Here is a 17,169-nt window from a genome sequence, read left to right as displayed (position 1 = left end):
CCCCGAGGGGCATCCTGGTTTCGTCTTCAATCAACGAACCTATGTCCGCCTTGGCGTGGCAGGTCGGTTTGACGCTTGTTTTTTCTGTCGTATACAAAAAATAATTGATCGGCGTATTGCAATAGCTTTTGCTCATTGAGCATGCTGGTTATGTGCGAGCTCGTTCGTACGTATAAAAAGAAGAATCAGCATGAACACAGAGACCCAAAATGCTTACCGCTCACTAGCCAGCCACTTCTACGAAACGCGCCTGCCTGGCATCCCGGTCAGTGAGCTAAATGAGCTGAATATCATTGGTGCTTTATTGAGGGCTGCGCCTGAATATCGGCCCGACTATTTCAGGCGGTTGCGCAATGCACTCGCGCTGGATCAAAAGCTCCGGAATCACTTCTGGATTGCCCAGGAAATCAATCGGACACTCAACCCTGTTACCGTTTTGGGCCTGCCTCGCAAACGCCAGCAGGCTCGGCGGCAGAGAATTTCTGATGAAGAGCTTGGGCGCTGGGTCAAGGAGCTGTTAGCAAAGGAGCAGGTGGTTGAGGCGGGGGCCCTTTTGTTGATCAGTATGACAGGCGCGCGCCCTTGTGAACTCAGTGGCATCAGCGTCAATGGCAATCGCATCGTGATTCCTGGCGCGAAACACAGCCATGGCGGTCTGCGTGGTGCTGACCGAGTGCTTGAAGCCAGTGAGGATTTCTGCAGGCTGGTAAGCAATGCTCTTGAGGCTTTCCATTCTCAAGGCAGGAGCTTGGACTCAATCCGAATAGCGATCCATCGCGCGGCTCTTGAGACCTTTCCTCGTAAAAAGGTGCTGAGTATGTACACGTTGCGCCACCAGTTCGGATCAAACCTCAAGGCATCGGGACTGTCGCGGGTCGAAATTGCTTATGTGATGGGTCATCAAGCGACGGACTCTATTGCTCGATATGGTGATAAACGATTTGGCCGCGCCGAGGCTGTTCAGGTCAGGCCTGCGTGCGAAGCAGACTTATCGAAAGTTCGAACAACACATGCTGCATACGCTCGATCTCGTGCGAAGGCCATGCGCATTGATTGCTGATTGTCGAGCTCACCGGGCGTCGACCTTCAGTAGATCTCTCCCGTCGCATGCTCCGTTCGGCTGTTTTGGCCGGGCGCCTCGGCCGCTGCGTCCCTCGTCCCCAGCGTCCGTTAATGGTATCCAGCGTACTCATCAGTCGCTCGGTCTTGGCTGGCTGCTCCGGGGAAAACAGGACAGGCGTAGAACAAACCAGTCAATTCGGCGAAGATCAGGCTGTCCCTAACGCTCAGATAGGCATACCTGTGCCCCGCGTAAAAGCTGTGATTTTCGATGCTTTTGGAACTGTCCTGAAAATCCACAAAGGCTGCCATCCCTACAGGCAGGTACTTAAGATTGGTAGGCTGCGAGGTCGAGGCGTTCGTGCTGACGATGCCAAGATCATTATGACGAATCCGCTGAGCCTTGAAGCGGCGGCGGCTCATTTCGGAATCGCACTTCTGCCCTCTGAGCTGGAGCGGATTCAAGCAGAGCTAGATGCAGAGCTCCAGCGTATCGGACCCTACGAGGACGCACTGCTAGCTATCGAAGCACTGAAGTCAGCGGGCATAAAAGTCGCGATCTGCTCGAACCTCGCCCTTCCGTACCGGGAGCCGATAGAGCGTCTCTTTCCCGGCCTGGACGGATATGGCTACAGTTTCGAGATTGGAACACTGAAACCAGATGCCAGGATCTACCAGAACGTGATCGAACAACTCGGCGTCGCTGCTCATGAGGCATGGATGATCGGAGACTCACAGCAGTGTGATCGGGATGGGCCAACTAACTTTGGCATTAAAGGCCATTATCTCGACCGATACCTTACACGCACCGAGGGTTTTGCAGATCTCCGCTCATTTGTACGAGTTGTTCTTAATTCAAATAAACCATAAGTAATCTACCTGAATTATGCTCGCGTAGATGGCAAGGAGTGTCGTGCAAGCGGGAGGGCGCAGTGCTTGGCTACTCCTCTTCCTCGATATACCTGGCGAATAAATTAGCCCGTGCTTCATCACGAGTTCGATACGACTGATGGGCAATACGCTCTCGTTTGAGCTGACCGAAGAAGCCTTCAAAGGCAGCATTGTCGCCGCAATGCCAGACTGCGTTCATGCTGCAGGCCGGCGTGTTGCGATTCAGAAAGGGCTGCTAGTCAGCACCGGTGAATTGGCTACCGCGAGCCGAATGCAGGATCACTGACCAGTCACCCTGGCGCTGCCAGATCGCCATCTCCACCGCTCGGATCACCATCTGCCGATCCTGGCGATGATGCATCGAACAACCAACCACCAGCTTGCTGTAGAACCCTTCAATCAACTGTTAGGCACTTGCTCATGCAGCTCTAGAGCCGCCCGTAGTCGTTGCTGGATCTCGTCTCTGAGACCCTGTGGTTGTTGTATCTGAATGGATCCTGCGTGGGACAAAATCCACCACTTCAGCTCCCAGCTGTCATTCACTGTGGCGGTTAGTCGTGAGCCTTCATCTTCTGTGACCAGCAGCATGTCGTGGGATATGGGCGCCTCTTGCAGCAGGCGCGCGAGTCCTGCGCTGATCCAGGCTTCGAGCTTGATCTTCTCGTGGGTACCAAACTGCATGGCGCCACTATTGACATAGTCTCGCAGATCAAACCCTTCCGGTTTGAAGCATTGAGTGGGTAATCCACGTGCATCTTCGAAACGATGAACAACGAATTGACGGATGTCGTCGAAGGGTTCGACGCTGGCTATGAGGTAAGTGGTATGGGCTCGCTGTACCAGGCCCAGTGGGTTAAGGGTGAAGTTGTGAAATTGATTCTTGTGGGCTGAGTAGTAGCGGCAGCTGAGCTGGGTATCGTTCATCAGCGCTTGCTGAATCACGTCGAGAAGATCGGCGTTGATTTCTGGGGGGATTTGCGTGAGTTCCGGTTGCACGCTGGCCACCTTGTCCAGCCAGCGGGCCGAAGGATTTTCTTCGCTCATGGCTTCCAGCTTTTGCCTGGCCAGGTTGAAACGCGGCTCAAGCGTTTTCAGCATAAAAGCCGGTATCAAGGGGCGAATGCTGCCTTCCACCAGCCGCAAGGTAAGGGCCTCGCCAAGTGTGATGCCAGGAAGCTCGGCGCTTTTTCCGGGCATCCAGTGCCAACCGTAGGGCATGCCTTTGTTATTGCATTGCAGGGGAAAAAGCCTGGATAGCTCAACAAGGTCACGCTCAATGGTGCGCTTTGTGGTTTCGTGCCCTGCGTCACCGAGTAGGCGTTGTAACTCAAGCGTTGTGATCCCCGGGCCCTTGGGTGGCAGCAGCTTGAGCAGTTCCCATTGTCGGGTCAGTGTGCTGCGGCTGGTGGCTGATGGCACAGCGGGCATCCTTGTCTGGAAGTGTCTAATTGGCATCATGCCCAGCCCCGGTACTCCAAGCAACTGCATCATAGGGATGCCCTGACACCAACAAATCAGCAGGTTCAGCAACCTCAAGGCTGCCGAACCTTCCAGGATCTACCACTCGGCAAAGCCAATGGCTCTCATAGTGCTGGCGCTTTTCAGGCTGCTCTCAGCCAGCAGCGCATCAATCACGTGATTGGCGTCCGTAAAGGGGTTGAAGCGAGCACGCCTGGCCACTAGCGCAAAATCACCCGGTGTAAGGCAACTTTGTCTGAGTAGCCGGGCGAGCTTAAGGCTGTCCGGTTTCTTCAAGCCCATCTGGCGTAGATGCTGGCGGAGTAGTTGAGTGATTTGCTCCGCGGTGAGGTAGCCAAAACTAATCTTCAAGTCGAAGCGCCGCAGTGCCGCTTCGTCGAGGTTTTCCATCAGGTTGGTGGAGGCGATAAAGAGGCCGCGGTAGCTTTCCATCTGTGTCAGCATTTCGTTTACCGCACTGATCTCCCAGCTATGCCGAGCGTTGCGCCGGTCCTGCAGAAAGCTATCCACCTCATCGAGCAGCAGAATCGCATCATCGTCGTTGGCCTGCTCAAATGCCCGGGCGAAGTTTTGCTCGGTCATTCCCACATAAGGTGAAATCAAGTCGGATGCGCGGCGGGTCAACAGTGGCTTGCCGAGTTGCTGCGCCAGCCAATGACCAAACGCGGTCTTGCCTGTACCGGGAGGGCCGTAAAAGCACAGGCGCGCTTCGCCATAATTACGCAGCCCGCTCAAGAGCTGATCGAGTGGCATATCGGTATTGGCCAGTTCAGGGCTGTAAAACGTAGGCAAGGCATGCATGCGGCCCTGGCCGAGACGCGGAAAGCCCTGGGCTTGCAGCGTGGCATTGACCAGGAACTCAACAGTGGTGTCCAGGTTGGCCGCGTTTGTCTGATCCTGAATACTCGCCACGCTCATCGCCCGTGTGATGATGGCTGGCATCAACTGCTCGTGGTCCGCCAGCTTGTCGATCAAGGGCTGGCTGAGCTGATTGTGGCTGGCGCTGCGAATGATGTTCTCACGCTGCCGCCGCGGTGGGTTTTCCAGCCTGAGAACAAGGTCGAAGCGCCGAATATAGGCATTGTCCAGCGCATGAATGTTATTGGTGAGCCAAAAGCAGGGGATGGGGTTCTCCTCCAGCATGCGATTGATCCAGCCCTTCTGCCGCTCCTGGCCGGCCAGCATGGCCAGCTCGCTGCTGCCACTGAACAGATCTTCAATCTCATCCAGCACCAGCAGCGTCTTTTGCTGGCCGAGTACGCACATCGCTGAGCGAAGGGCGCACAGCCGTCCGCGGCGATCAATCGGATCGCCATTGTTATCCGTGCAGGCAATCTCATAGAGCTCGGCGCATAGTTCGTTTGCCAGCATGCGGGTGAGCTGACTTTTGCCTGTGCCGGGCGGGCCATAGATCAGAATGTTCACCCCCAGCTTCTTTTCCTCCAGTACCTGTTGCAGATAGGGGCGGGCGATATTCAGGGGCACACTGAGGTGGGTAAAGTCATCGGCACACAACAAGCTATCAGGGGCCGGACGAAAGGCGCTCTGAAAGAGTCCGATGGCACTGCCCTGATGGTGACGCACTGAAAACAGTAGGTCTTTGTTGTTGAAGCCCAGCAAATCAGACACGTGATTTCTCGCACTGCTGCGCAGGTTGGTTTCAATCAAGCCCGACTGCACCAGACGACCCTCTGCCGAAAGCCGCACGCGAATGTCATTCTGCGGGACGTCCAGCAGGATGCTCAGCACCCTAGTGAGGCGGTTGAAGCCGATGTAGCCGAGCTGGTTGCAACAGTCGTCCAGCAGAGTGTCAGTATTCATCAATGAGCAGAAACCGATCAGCTTCTGCTCAATTTCATCCAGGCCAATTAGCTGCGCGAGGTTCTCCAGATTTGCCTGGAGGTTGTCTGGCAGTACGGGGTTAGGGAAGGCTTTGTCGAAAAGCTTGCGCTCCGCACGCAGCGCGGCCAGCGTGCGTTCGTGGAAGCTAGGTTTGCGCGCTTTTTTCGAGGGTCCGGATCTACGGGTGTGAAAGACCGGTACCGGCACGGCGTCTTCGTCATCACTGTCGTCAGCTTCAATCAGCCAGTAGACCCCCAGCTCACGAGCGACATCATCATCACTGAAGCAGCAGTGGTTGATAAAACCACGATGACCAGAGCAGTCGAGCATCAACTTGAACATCCACGCTATAGCCAGCGGGCATGTGTCTTGACTGTGGGGGCCGGATTTGCGGGTGGGCTTTGGCATGGCGAGTCCTCCTTTGACCATGGAGGCATTCTTGCAACACCTTGCGACGTAATGTGTCGCATGCTGACTTGGTAGCTTTTTACCCAGCGCGATAAGGCCTCAAATTTCAAGCTCTCCTAAGAGCATCAGCACAGGTAGGGCGTTTTTATGGCTGGCGGTTGCAGCCAGCTTCAAATCATCAACGTTCGGATTGAGTTCTTCCAGGGCGCAGCCAAGGGCAGAGTAACTCCGCAACGATAAATCCGGACCTGCAAACAGAGAGGCAAAAAGGGTCTTGAAACGGCACTGCTGGAGCGCTTTCCATGGCACTTCTAGGGGATCTTCATAGGTGATGATGTGTATCACCAACTTCCGACTGGCACTGTTTCGTAGGCTATTGACTAGGTCCATCAAATCTATGCCCACAACCCCGTTGTGCATCAGCGCCACGCGAATCATATCGATGGCTTGCTCGGACCAGCTGATGAATTCACACGCATTCAGGGTGTGTGGGCATCTGACCTGATACGTATTCTCCGGCAAGACGCGAGCGCGGTCGGTCTGGTCGAAGTAAAGCGTAGCGAGCGCGCCATTTGCGGGCGGGCGGTAATCGAGCGGCGCATTGATGACAAAATTCAGATCGCTCAACCCTAGGGCGGACACCGGGTACTCCGCAGAGAAGCTGGTCTGCATGGACTCTTTAAGGGTCACAAAGTCCATAACACTTAAACGTGGCCAGTACATCGAATGCTTGATTTCAGGTGTCGACATATCATTCCCCTCGCTCAGCAACTTTCAGGCGAATGATCTTTCGGCTAACCGCCAAGTTGACCAGCCAGCTGATCAGTTGGGCGTAGTTAATGTCCTCCAATGCCGCAATCTGTTTGCGGGCCTCCTCTAGGCTGGCGAGCATCGCGCGCATGGCGTGGGCATCTAGGGTATCAGTGAGTCCCGCCCTAGACATTAAGGTAACGGGCTCAAGCAAGGCGTCGAATGCATCCTGCTGAATCAACAAGCGCGACAGATTGTTTAGCTGCTCCTGCAAATGCTCAGGTGGTTCGGAATGGTTGAGAAAGCCTGCCAGGCTGATGATTCGCCGACCTAAGCGCTTGGTATTCGAGGTTTCCTGCAGCAGTGATTCGAGGTTTTCCTTGATCAGGCTATCCATGGTGCTTCTCCCTTGAGAGTGAGCAGCCATGCTGCGCCTTGCGTGCGACGAAATGTGCCGCACGCATATTTTCCTGCTAGCCATAAACAATGAGTTGAGAGGCTGCTTTCTTGCGCCAAAGCTTTTATGACGGCAGTTTCCCCTAGCGACCTATTTTGTCGTGGAAGGGCTGCATGCTGAGTCAGCATTCTGTTTAGGTCGTGGAGACCAATTAACATGAACGGATTTCAGGGCGACTCAGTGTTTATGACAGTCAGCAGTATTGACTTCAATACCTGCCGTATTTCCCTGCATACGACACTAAAACGCGAGCTAGAACCTGAGGTATCTAGCTTGGGGGTTGGCAATGCCTACCTCGTTATTGATGCCCCGTTAGATACTGCTTGCAAGGGGGATGATGCCGGCGATGGGTTGCACCTGGAGTCATATGCGAGGATCAAGCAGCTGGAGGACTCAATCTTTCAGCTTATCTATGTCGAGCTACCCGCAGAGCTGTCATCTGACTCGTGGTTTGAGGCTGTGATGCCCTTTCTCAGGGCGTCCCTCTTAGAGGAGGGTTTGCTGGCTAATGGCTTGGAAAATTTCCTGGCTGTCCTGAGTGCGGCCAGTTCACGTCAATTGCAGTGCGCACTCATTAGCTGTACAGAGCCTTGGGAGGTGCCGGAGGAGGCGTTAAAGGTACTGAAGTTTCGCACCCTGTACGCCAACCTCTTTGGTGGCGAGCATCTCACATTAGGTATGTATGCCGGGCTGCTTGATGCGGTTGAGAGGTGCAATCCAGGTCTGACGACTAGCTGGCTTGATATGAAAATTCACGACAGTGCCCAGCCAATTTTGCTGCTACTCGGTGAGCCAGAAGGTGAGGCCGGGGTATAAGGTCTTGAATCGCCACTATCTGAGTCGTTACACGAAACCTGAAACCAAGCCTCAGTGATACAACCACTCCTGCAACTCATCCAGGTTCACCACCACAATTTGCTGCGCCGTTGCTTTGGCATGCACCTTGGTTGGATCGATCTGATAGCGCTGCAATACGTACTGCACCAATGCGCCGCGTGTTTCGATCACCAGTCGGCCATCCTGCATACCGTAGTCGGTTTCGATAATGGCTTGCTGCTCAGGCTTCAGGCGTGAGTCGGGTTCAATGATGACCTGCACCTGGTTAGTCCAGCCCGGGTCTTGCTCGCGTGTGTTTTCGGTTTTGTCGTCCATCAACTCCGGCACGCCACGAAAGCGGCTTAGCACAAAGTCGCGGTAATCCCGGTTCTTCTCGCAATAGGCGCGCACATGCCAGCGCATGCCGGTGTAAATCAGCGTGTGCGGGGCGATCAGGCGTGTTTCTGCGTCAGGCGTGGTGAACGAAACATACTCACATTCCAGGCGAAGGCCTTCGCGACAGGCGCGTAGAAGAGGGCGCAGTAGTTCCGGGCGAACCGTGCGATCCGGCACCTGCAGCACTTCGGTATGCGCATAGGCCAATGCCAGTCCTTCGATGTGTGGTGCACGGTCATGGTTCTGGTTGAGCAGGTGCAAATAGGCGCTGGCACTGTCATCAATAAACAGTGGCTTGAAGTGGCTGCTCGGTACATACCCCTTCAGATGCTTGTCGTATTCCAGGTTCTTCGGCGCGTAGTCGGAAATGTACGAGTTGATGTCCTTCGACGCCTGCTGACGACTGATGCCAAAGCTCTGCATCAGATGGCCTGTGGTCAGACGCCCCTCCCACCAGGCCACCGTCTCGATCAAACGGTAGCGCAGTGCCAGATCCCAGCGAACCGACGTGATTTCCTGCTTGCGCTTCATAGCCTCTCCATCTGCTCGAAAACTTTACCTGTACAGGCAAACACTCTAGATATGTCGCTTAAGGCTACATATCGTGATGCTGTCGTTCAAGTCCGCTGCAACAGGGCGGACTGGCAAAGGGAGAGCAAAGCGTGTTTGGACTTGGGATGTCGTGGCTCGTTATGGGTATTTGCATGCTGATTGTGCAAGGAGCTGGAATTGCCCTGTATTGGCAGGTCCTTAAGCGGCGTGAAGCGCTCGCCAGCTTGCAAAGCTTACAGGCCCAGTTGAAGCAGTCGCTGATGCGGGTTTATCAGCAAGAGGATGAAATACGCGAACTGACTGCCGGCCTGAGGGCGGAAAAGGCACACGTCGAGCAACTACAGCGCCAGCTTGAGTTTGCCCAAGAGCAGGCGAGGCAGATACATCACAACGGCTAATTACCCGCAGACAAATCAATAAGGTTTGGGTACAACCTCTGGCAATGGATGCCTATTTACAAGGAACACATCAGGATGAAGAAACCAGCATCGGTGCAGGCCCTGGAAGATTTGGGTCGGGTCAGGCTCTCCAAGCACTTTTTTATGCGTGATTTCCTCTACTCGGAAATCAGCCAAATCGAAGGCATCCCCAATATTCCGGACTACCCGGATCGGGCCATCGAAGCCGGGCGTGGGCTTTGTGAAAACTTGCTGGAGCCACTGCAAGATCGCTTCGGCCGTATCGCCACTCGTTCGGCGTATCGCGCCCCGGCGGTGAATGCCAAGGGGGCGGAAGACGGCAACAACTGTGCGAAGAACGAAAGCAACTACGCCGCGCATATCTGGGACTACCCGGATGCCGACGGCCACTTGGGCGCCACCGCCTGCATCGTGGTGCCGGCGCTGCTGCCCTGGTATGACCAGACCGGCGACTGGACGCCGCTGGCCTGGTGGATCCACGACAACCTGCCCTACGCCAACCAGTACTGGTTTCCCAAACTGGCCGCCTTCAACCTGCGTTGGAGTGCCAACCCGCAGGTGCTGCCGAGCATTAATACCTATGTCACCAACCCGCATACCGGGGATAAGAAGGCGTTGGTGTGCAAGGGCGTGGCGGCCCTTGGCTTGCAGGAGCGAAAGCAGCTCACAGAGTCATGGCTAGCTAGCCTGGGCTAAGCGCAGGGCTGGGATGGCTGGCCGCTGCAAACAGCGGTGTGTCGCTTTACCCCTGCTTTGCCAATGGATAAGGTGACGGGCATCGCAAAATGGCAGGTCGCGGTATCCCAGGGATGGCCCTCCAGATGCGCGGCGGCAACCGCCGCCTGGCGCTTCGCTCCCCGCGGTTCCCGTCTGTAATGCTGCCCCTATTTGAATTGAGTCGCCCCCGCTCTGGCGGGCGGCTATGGAGTGTTGTGTATGAGTGAGTTGGAGCAGGCCCTGCTGGTCTTGGTGCCGGTTGATGGTTCGAGCATTGGCAATCAGTCGCTACTGGAGCGCCTCAAGGGGCAGTTTCCCGATCTGAGCGAAGAGGCCTTCTGGGCCGCGCGTGACGGGCTGATCGAGCAGGGCGTGCTGCAAAAAGGCCGTGGCCGTGGCGGCTCGGTGTTGCGCGCGCAAGCATCGGGCAGCAGCCTGGCGGATCAGGTGTTGAACAAGGCCCGTGAGCGTATGGCCCCGGTGAACACTGAAGAAGTCTCAGCCGGTTATGTGGTGCAAGCCGCCGCAGCGGTGAAAAAGGCCAAAGCGCCCAAACAGCAGGCCACCAGCATTGAGGCCATGGAGAAAACCCTCTGGGCTACTGCCGACAAGCTGCGCGCCAATATGGACGCCGCCGAGTACAAGCACATCGTGCTCGGGCTGATCTTCCTCAAGTACATCTCCGACAGCTTCGCCGGCCGGCGCGCCGAACTGGAGCGCAAGCTCACCGACGAGAGCGACGACTACTACCTGGGCGCTCACGCCCTTGACGGCAGTGACCCCGAAGCGCTGAATGCCGAGCTGGAAGACCGCGACTACTACCGCGAGGTCAACGTGTTCTGGGTGCCGGAAGTGGCGCGCTGGGAGTCGATCCGCGCCGCCGCCAAGCAGGTGGATATCGGCAAGCGTATCGACGAGGCCTTGGCCGCCATCGAGGCGGAAAACCCCAAGCTGAAGAACATCCTCGACAAGCGCTATGCCCGCGCCCAATTGCCGGTTGGCAAGCTCGGCGAGCTTGTGGATCTGATCTCTACCGTCGGTTTCGGTGACGACACCAGCAAGGCCCGCGATCTGCTCGGCCAGGTCTACGAATACTTCCTCGGCCAGTTCGCCAGCGCCGAAGGCAAGAAGGGCGGGCAGTTCTATACGCCGGCGAGCATCGTCAAGACCCTGGTGGCGGTGCTCAACCCGCACCATGGCAAGGTCTACGACCCCTGCTGCGGCAGTGGCGGCATGTTCGTGCAGTCGGAGAAGTTCATCGAGGCCCACGGCGGCAAGCTGGGCGATGTGTCCATCTACGGCCAGGAGTCCAACCCCACCACCTGGCGGCTGGCGGCGATGAACCTGGCCATTCGCGGCATCGACTTCAACCTGGGCAAGGAACCGGCGGATACCTTTATCCGTAACCAGCACAGTGATCTGCGTGCCGACTTCGTGCTGGCCAACCCGCCGTTCAATATCAGCGACTGGTGGCACGGCAGCCTGGAAGGCGACCCGCGCTGGGTGTATGGCACCCCGCCGCAGGGCAACGCCAACTACGCCTGGCTGCAGCATATGCTCTACCACCTCAAGCCCAATGGCCGCGCCGGTATCGTGCTGGCCAACGGCTCGATGAGTTCCAGCCAGAACAGCGAAGGCGAGATTCGCCGGGCGATGGTCGAGGCCGACGTGGTGGAGGTGATGGTCGCGCTGCCCGGCCAGCTGTTCTTTAATACGCAGATTCCCGCCTGCCTGTGGTTCCTCGCCAAACAGAAAACCGCCCGCCCTGGCGAAGTGCTGTTTATCGATGCACGCAAACTCGGCACCAGTGTTAGCCGGGTGCAGATTGAACTGACCGACGCCGATATCGAGCGCATCGCGCAAACCGTCGCCAACTGGCGCGGCGAGCCGCTGGACGCCGCACAGGGCAGTGCCAGTGTCGCGGGAGGCAGGATGCCGGGAGCGACCGTGGGCGGAGGTCTCAGCGACTACCAGGACATCCCCGGCTTCTGCCGCAGCGTGAAACTTAGCGAAATCGCCGAGCATGGCCATGTGCTGACACCGGGCCGCTATGTCGGAGCCGAGGAAGTGGAAGACGACGACGAAGCCTTTGCCGAAAAGATGCAGCGGCTGACCCAGCAGCTTGGCGAACAGATGGAGAAGGGCGCGGAACTCGATCAGTTGATCCGGCAGAAGCTGGGGGGGCTGGGGTATGAGTTCTGAGTGGAGCTCACTCACTATTGGTGACTTGGTCAGAAGCGGTGAGGCAATAGTCCAAACTGGGCCGTTCGGCTCACAGCTACACAGTTATGACTATGTGGCCAATGGCACTGCCGTTATACCAACCGAGGCGATTGGTCGAGGCCGCATTCTCGATGTGTCTGTGCCACAAGTGAATGCAGACAAGGCCGCGGAGCTCGTAAGGCATCGGCTTAGTGTCGGTGACATCTTGTTTGCCCGTCGAGGTGCACAGGCAACTGGTCTGTCGGCCATTGTTGATGAGCGATATCAGGGTGCGCTATGTGGGACAGGGGCGTTGCTGCTACGTGTCCGGTCGAAGCGAGTGGACCCGCAATTCCTGGCCATGTACCTGTCCAGCGAAGAAGCATATAGCTGGCTCAGAACCCATGCGGTCGGCGCTGTGATGCCTAACATCAATACGGACATTATCAAAGCACTGCCCGTTTGTTTTCCGAGAATCGAAGAGCAAAGGAGCCTTGCACGTTTCTTGGGAGCCATTGATGAGCGTGTTCGTCTCCTGCGCGACACCAACGCCACCCTGGAGGCCATCGCCCAGGCGCTGTTCAAATCCTGGTTCGTCGATTTCGACCCCGTACGCGCCAAGGCCGAAGGGCGAGCACGCCAGGATGGCGAGCGCAGCGGGCAACCAAGGATGCCGCAGGCATCCGACTTGCCCAGGCCTGGAGCGGAGGCAGGAGCCGAAGCGCAAGGACAGCCGGAAGGCGCTATACAGGGATGTATGAGTGCCGCTGAAGGCAGGATGCCGAAAGCGGCCATGGACGCCACCACCGCTGCCCTGTTCCCCGATAGCTTCGAAGAGTCCGAACTGGGCTTGGTGCCGAAGGGGTGGCAGAGACTTGCTTTCACTGAAACAGTAAATGTTATTGGCGGGGGTACTCCTAAGACTTCTGTGCCGGAGTACTGGGATGGCGATATCCCTTGGTTCTCGGTCGTTGACGCCCCGGCAGTTTCTGACGTGTTTGTGATCGATACCGTCAAGCATATTTCTGTGGCAGGACTAAACGGTTCATCGACCAAGCTGTTGCCTGAAGGAACAACGATTATTTCAGCGCGTGGGACAGTAGGGCGTCTGGCTTTGGTTGGCAAAGACATGGCGATGAATCAGTCTTGCTACGGCCTTCAAGGCAAAGCAGGGGACGCCTATTTCACCTATTTCAGTACGTACCGTTTGGTTGAGAATCTTAAACAGCGTAGTCACGGCTCGGTGTTTGACACCATTACTACCGAGACAATGAAAGGTGTTCAGGTCATCTACCCGGATGCGAATGTTATTGAAGCGTTTGAAGCTCTTTTGCGTCCCTTCATGTGCCGAATTAAAGAAAACCTGCAACAAGCCCAAACCCTCACCCAACTCCGCGACACCCTCTTACCCCGCCTGATCTCTGGCCAGCTACGTCTGCCGGAGGCCGAGATTCTTGTCACAGAATCCATGGAATAGGAACTACTGGATGAGCACAGCAAGCCTTATTAGCGAGCAGGCGCTAGCGCAGGTGTTGGCCGACTCTGATACTCAGACGGTGCGTCAATGGGTTCTGGCTGCGCTTGCAGCCATCCGTGATCGTTATCCGACCTGTGATTTCTATGCGCTTAATCGCACTAATAATCGTGGAATTTATATAGGTGTCGGCAGGCGAAAGCCGGGTGCTGCCTCTGGCAAGAATGCGCTGATTTTGCTTGCCAAAAACCAAAAGGCTTATTTGGCTTTGCAGCACAATGGCATGTTTGCGGAACAGTACGGATCGCAACTGTCGCCAACGCAACTGGTGTCTGATCAGTACCCTGATGTTTCTGATGTAAGGAGCTGGCTTGAGCAGTTAGATGGTTTGCTTCGTGGGCAGGATCGTCAGGCATTTCAAGGTGAGGGGCGTACGCTGGATGATTATCTCAATCCTTCCAGTGCCACACCTGCAAGCTACGAGGAAACCACTATGACGGCGAGTCCAGCAGTGTCAGTGAGCCTGAACCAAATCCTCTACGGCCCACCGGGCACCGGCAAAACCTACAACACCATCAACCAGGCGCTGGCGATTCTGGCTCCTGAGTTCCTGGCGCAGAACAGTGGCAATGACCCGGAGACGCGCAAGCGCCTGAAAGCGGAGTTCGATCGTTTCGTGACCGCCGAGCGGGTGCGCTTTGTGACCTTCCACCAGAGCTTCAGCTACGAGGACTTTGTCGAAGGGCTGCGGGCGGACTCCGACACGGAAACCGGGCAGGTCAGGTATTCCGTTGAGTCGGGTGTGTTCAAGCGCCTGTGTGACGATGCCCGCACGCGACCGGCTTCTGACCTGGGGGTGCGGGGTAATCCTGCGATCTGGAAAATCTCCATTAATGGCACCGGCAGTTCACCGACCAAGAGTTACTGTCTGGACAATGGCGAGGCGCGCATCGGCTGGGGGGAAACCGGTGATCTGCGTGGGGACTATGAGCAGAATGCGTACTACCAGTCGCTCGGCGGTGGCGATAAAGGCACGCTCAATTACTTCGCCGAGCAGATGGTGGTGGGTGACATTCTGCTGTGCATCCACTCGGCCGAGCAGATCGGCTCGATTGGCGTGGTGACCGGCGACTACCGTTATGAGGCGCAGGTGCCGGCCGGGGTGCTCGGTGACTATCAGCATGTGCGCTCGGTGCGCTGGCTGTATCGGGATATCAATTTGTCCATTCTGCCGCTCAATGACGAACGCCAATTCACGCTGAAAACCGTGTATGCGATGAGTCGCTTCACCTGGGCTGATCTGCTGTCATACCTGCAGCAGCAGGGCGTGAAACCGGTTGAGTTGGTGACGGTGGCGGGCGCAGACAGTGAGCCCTATGTGCTGATTATCGATGAGATTAACCGGGGCAATGTTTCCCGCATCTTCGGTGAGTTGATCACGCTGATCGAGGAGTCCAAGCGCGAGGGTGCCGATGAGGCGCTGAGCGTGAAGCTGCCCTATTCGAAAAAGCCCTTCAGCGTGCCGAAGAATGTGTACCTGATCGGCACCATGAACACCGCCGACCGCTCACTGGCCGGGCTGGATATTGCCCTGCGCCGACGCTTCGTGTTCCGCGAGATGCCGCCGCGGCCTGAGCTGCTGGATGATGTTGAGGTGGTCGGGCTGAACATTGGTCAGCTGCTGCGGGTGATGAACCAGCGCATCGAGGTGCTGCTGGATCGGGATCACTGCCTGGGCCATGCCTACTTTATGCCGTTGAAAAAGGATGGCTCCCAGGCTCGGCTGGAGCTGATCTTCCGCAACCAGATTCTGCCTTTGCTGCAGGAGTATTTCTTCGAGGACTGGCAGCGCATCGCCTGGGTTCTGAATGACCAGCGCAAGGCGCCAAACGATCAGTTCATTCAGGAGCGAACCAGCTTCGCTGAAGCACTGTTTGGCCGGGACGTAGGGCAAGGCTTGGCGGCTAGCTACTGGACGCTTAATGATGAGGCGTTCGAGCGAATGGAGGCCTATATCGGCATTCTCGATGCCTCACGGGTGACTGCTGATCGGGTGGTAAAGCGCGAAGCGGCGCAGGGTGAGTTCACCTTGCGAGAACTGGCCAGCGGCTCCGTTGAGGTGTGGCGTGCGGATACCTTGCTGCAGCCGGCCAAGCCCATTTTGCGCCAGTTGGCTGAACAGCTTGGCGTTAGCCAGCAGAACAGCAACGGTAACGCGCTGAATACTAGAAGCCTGGGGCGCCACCTGATCGATCAGCTAAGCCAGGGCAAGGCGTGAAAGCAACCGTCACCATCCGCGAGTACGCTCGCCTGACTACGGCCGAGGTTGAGCCCACGTTGGATGTGGCTCAGCTATCGCAGAGCGCGTTCGACTGGCTATGTGAGCTGAGCGCCAGCTTCAGCCGTAACGGCGCCACGCTGCTGCAGGTGGACGGGCGGCATGCGTTGAAGTGGGACTCTTACGTAGGGGTGGTGGAGACGCCCTGTGGCACGCGCCTGGAGATTCTGCCCAAGCACCATGAGCAGGACGATTGCCTGCTCAAGAGTCGCCAGTTGCTGCGCAAGCTTATCCAGCAGGCTCTGCAGCTCAAGCCCCGTGATGCCTCGGTGGCCAGTCTGGAGCTGTTCGATGCGCCGCTCAGCGAGTGGGTGATGGGGCAGTTCTTGACTGAGCTGGATTTGCTGGTGAAGCGCGGTGTGCGCTTCGACTATCAGCGCATCGAGGAAGAGCAGCGCTTTCTGCGTGGCCAACTCAATGTAGTGGCGCAGATGCGCCAACCGCCGGGGCGGCAGCATCACTTCCAGATTCGTCACGACGTGTTTCTGCCTGATCGTGCCGAGAACCGTTTGCTCAAGCTGGCGCTGGAGCAGGTAGCCAAGAGCACGCAGGATGCAGCCAACTGGCGTCTGGCCAGCGAGCTCAGAGCGATGCTGGCCGAGGTGCCGTCTAGCAAGCAGGTGAGCCAGGATCTGCGTGCCTGGAGCCGCGACCGTTTGATGGCGCATTACCAGGCCATCAAGCCCTGGTGTGAGCTGATCCTCAACCAGCAGATGCCGATTGCCGTGAGTGGAGAGTGGCGCGGCATGAGCTTGCTGTTCCCGATGGAGAAACTCTTCGAGTGTTATGTGGAGGGCTGGCTGCGGCAACGCTTGCTGCGCGGTGCGAAACTAACCTCACAAGCCAGCCGGCACCACCTGTGCGGGCATGACAGCGGAAAGATGTTCTGCCTGAAACCGGACTTGCTGATCGACACCCCGGAGCAGCGTTGGATTCTTGATACCAAGTGGAAGCGCATCGATGCCGGTAAACCTGAGAAGAACTACGACCTCAGTCAGAGCGATTTCTATCAGCTGTTTGCCTATGGCCACAAATACTGCAATGACACTGGCATTCCGACGCTCGTGCTGATTTATCCGTGTTGGTCTGGTTTACGCAAGGCGCTGCCGGTGTTCGACTACGGTGAGGGGATGAAGCTTTGGGTGTTGCCGTTTGAGCTGGATGGGGAAGGCTGCCTAGTGGATGCCGAGGCGGCCGGTCTTGCGCTATGTAGCGATAGGGTCAGTCGAAATCCGCTGTGGCTGAGCGCATGAGACTAATTCAGCGATTAGATCCGGTGGCAGATACTCATCACGTGATGCGTTGCTTGTCCCTCATAAGTTGCAAGGGCACTGTTCGAGGTGTTTCTGGCATGATCAAATCCGTTTAT

General features: G+C 56.8%; 15 protein-coding genes and 1 pseudogene. 9 read left to right on the top strand and 7 right to left on the bottom strand.

Features of this window, described 5'->3' with window-relative positions:
- Positions 1 to 190 precede the first annotated feature (190 nt).
- Positions 191 to 1,060: a site-specific integrase gene (locus EGJ86_RS03325; protein ID WP_125834045.1), complete on the top strand. Its 870-nt coding sequence runs from the start codon at positions 191 to 193 to the stop codon at positions 1,058 to 1,060.
- Here the strand turns inward: EGJ86_RS03325 and EGJ86_RS03320 are convergent.
- Positions 966 to 1,193, bottom strand: a complete 228-nt coding sequence (locus EGJ86_RS03320; protein WP_242408749.1) for a DUF4113 domain-containing protein — start codon at positions 1,191 to 1,193, stop codon at positions 966 to 968. The genes EGJ86_RS03325 and EGJ86_RS03320 overlap by 95 nt on opposite strands.
- A 109-nt stretch (positions 1,194 to 1,302) precedes the next feature.
- Between EGJ86_RS03320 and EGJ86_RS03315 the strand changes: the two genes are divergently transcribed.
- Positions 1,303 to 1,929, top strand: coding sequence for an HAD family hydrolase (locus tag EGJ86_RS03315; protein WP_100549941.1), 627 nt, complete (start codon positions 1,303 to 1,305; stop codon positions 1,927 to 1,929).
- 82 nt (positions 1,930 to 2,011) lie between these two features.
- Here EGJ86_RS03315 and EGJ86_RS25250 read toward each other — a convergent pair.
- The 5 genes and pseudogenes from EGJ86_RS25250 to EGJ86_RS03295 form a co-directional block, all read right to left on the bottom strand.
- Positions 2,012 to 2,353: pseudogene (locus EGJ86_RS25250) on the bottom strand (IS3 family transposase); the annotation flags it as partial.
- Positions 2,350 to 3,369, bottom strand: coding sequence for a YafY family protein (locus tag EGJ86_RS03310; RefSeq protein ID WP_218565866.1), 1,020 nt, complete (start codon positions 3,367 to 3,369; stop codon positions 2,350 to 2,352). The pseudogene EGJ86_RS25250 and the gene EGJ86_RS03310, both read right to left, overlap by 4 nt.
- 138 nt (positions 3,370 to 3,507) lie before the next feature.
- Positions 3,508 to 5,679: an ATP-binding protein gene (locus EGJ86_RS03305; RefSeq protein WP_125834044.1), complete on the bottom strand. Its 2,172-nt coding sequence runs from the start codon at positions 5,677 to 5,679 to the stop codon at positions 3,508 to 3,510.
- Between the two features lie 99 nt (positions 5,680 to 5,778).
- Positions 5,779 to 6,429 carry a hypothetical protein gene (locus EGJ86_RS03300; protein ID WP_125834043.1) on the bottom strand — a complete coding sequence of 217 codons (651 nt, stop codon included), beginning with the start codon at positions 6,427 to 6,429 and terminating at the stop codon, positions 5,779 to 5,781.
- 1 nt (position 6,430) lies between these two features.
- Positions 6,431 to 6,826 (bottom strand): hypothetical protein, encoded by a 396-nt coding sequence (locus EGJ86_RS03295; protein WP_125834042.1) that lies wholly within the window; start codon positions 6,824 to 6,826, stop codon positions 6,431 to 6,433.
- Between the two features lie 216 nt (positions 6,827 to 7,042).
- On the opposite strand from EGJ86_RS03295, the gene EGJ86_RS03290 reads away from it, so the two are divergent.
- Complete coding sequence (locus EGJ86_RS03290) at positions 7,043 to 7,702, top strand: hypothetical protein (protein WP_125834041.1); 660 nt, start codon at positions 7,043 to 7,045, stop codon at positions 7,700 to 7,702.
- A gap of 51 nt (positions 7,703 to 7,753) precedes the next feature.
- Here the strand turns inward: EGJ86_RS03290 and EGJ86_RS03285 are convergent, their stop codons facing one another.
- Positions 7,754 to 8,629: a WYL domain-containing protein gene (locus tag EGJ86_RS03285; protein ID WP_125834040.1), complete on the bottom strand. Its 876-nt coding sequence runs from the start codon at positions 8,627 to 8,629 to the stop codon at positions 7,754 to 7,756.
- Between the two features lie 173 nt (positions 8,630 to 8,802).
- On the opposite strand from EGJ86_RS03285, the gene EGJ86_RS03280 reads away from it, so the two are divergent.
- The 6 genes from EGJ86_RS03280 (at position 8,803) to EGJ86_RS03255 (ending at position 17,053) form a co-directional block, all read left to right on the top strand.
- Positions 8,803 to 9,048 carry a hypothetical protein gene (locus tag EGJ86_RS03280; protein ID WP_125834039.1) on the top strand — a complete coding sequence of 82 codons (246 nt, stop codon included), beginning with the start codon at positions 8,803 to 8,805 and terminating at the stop codon, positions 9,046 to 9,048.
- Positions 9,049 to 9,123: 75 nt separating this feature from the next.
- Entirely contained in the window at positions 9,124 to 9,765 is a 642-nt protein-coding gene (locus EGJ86_RS03275) for a peptidase M15 (protein WP_125834038.1), read from the top strand.
- A gap of 240 nt (positions 9,766 to 10,005) precedes the next feature.
- Positions 10,006 to 11,988, top strand: coding sequence for a class I SAM-dependent DNA methyltransferase (locus EGJ86_RS03270; protein WP_125834037.1), 1,983 nt, complete (start codon positions 10,006 to 10,008; stop codon positions 11,986 to 11,988).
- Positions 11,978 to 13,465 (top strand): restriction endonuclease subunit S, encoded by a 1,488-nt coding sequence (locus tag EGJ86_RS03265; protein WP_125834036.1) that lies wholly within the window; start codon positions 11,978 to 11,980, stop codon positions 13,463 to 13,465. The genes EGJ86_RS03270 and EGJ86_RS03265 overlap by 11 nt, the downstream gene beginning before the upstream one ends.
- Positions 13,466 to 13,475: 10 nt before the next feature.
- Positions 13,476 to 15,740, top strand: coding sequence for an AAA family ATPase (locus EGJ86_RS03260; protein ID WP_372237956.1), 2,265 nt, complete (start codon positions 13,476 to 13,478; stop codon positions 15,738 to 15,740).
- A complete protein-coding gene (locus EGJ86_RS03255) occupies positions 15,737 to 17,053 on the top strand; it encodes an McrC family protein (RefSeq protein WP_125834035.1) in 1,317 nt (438 codons plus the stop codon). Before EGJ86_RS03260 ends, EGJ86_RS03255 begins: the two co-directional genes overlap by 4 nt.
- Positions 17,054 to 17,169 lie beyond the last annotated feature (116 nt).

It is taken from the genome of Pseudomonas sp. o96-267, from assembly GCF_003935465.1.
GTDB classification, from domain to species: domain Bacteria; phylum Pseudomonadota; class Gammaproteobacteria; order Pseudomonadales; family Pseudomonadaceae; genus Aquipseudomonas; species Aquipseudomonas sediminis.
The sequence above is the reverse complement of the archived record's forward strand: the minus strand, read 5'-3'. Positions and strand labels throughout refer to the sequence as shown.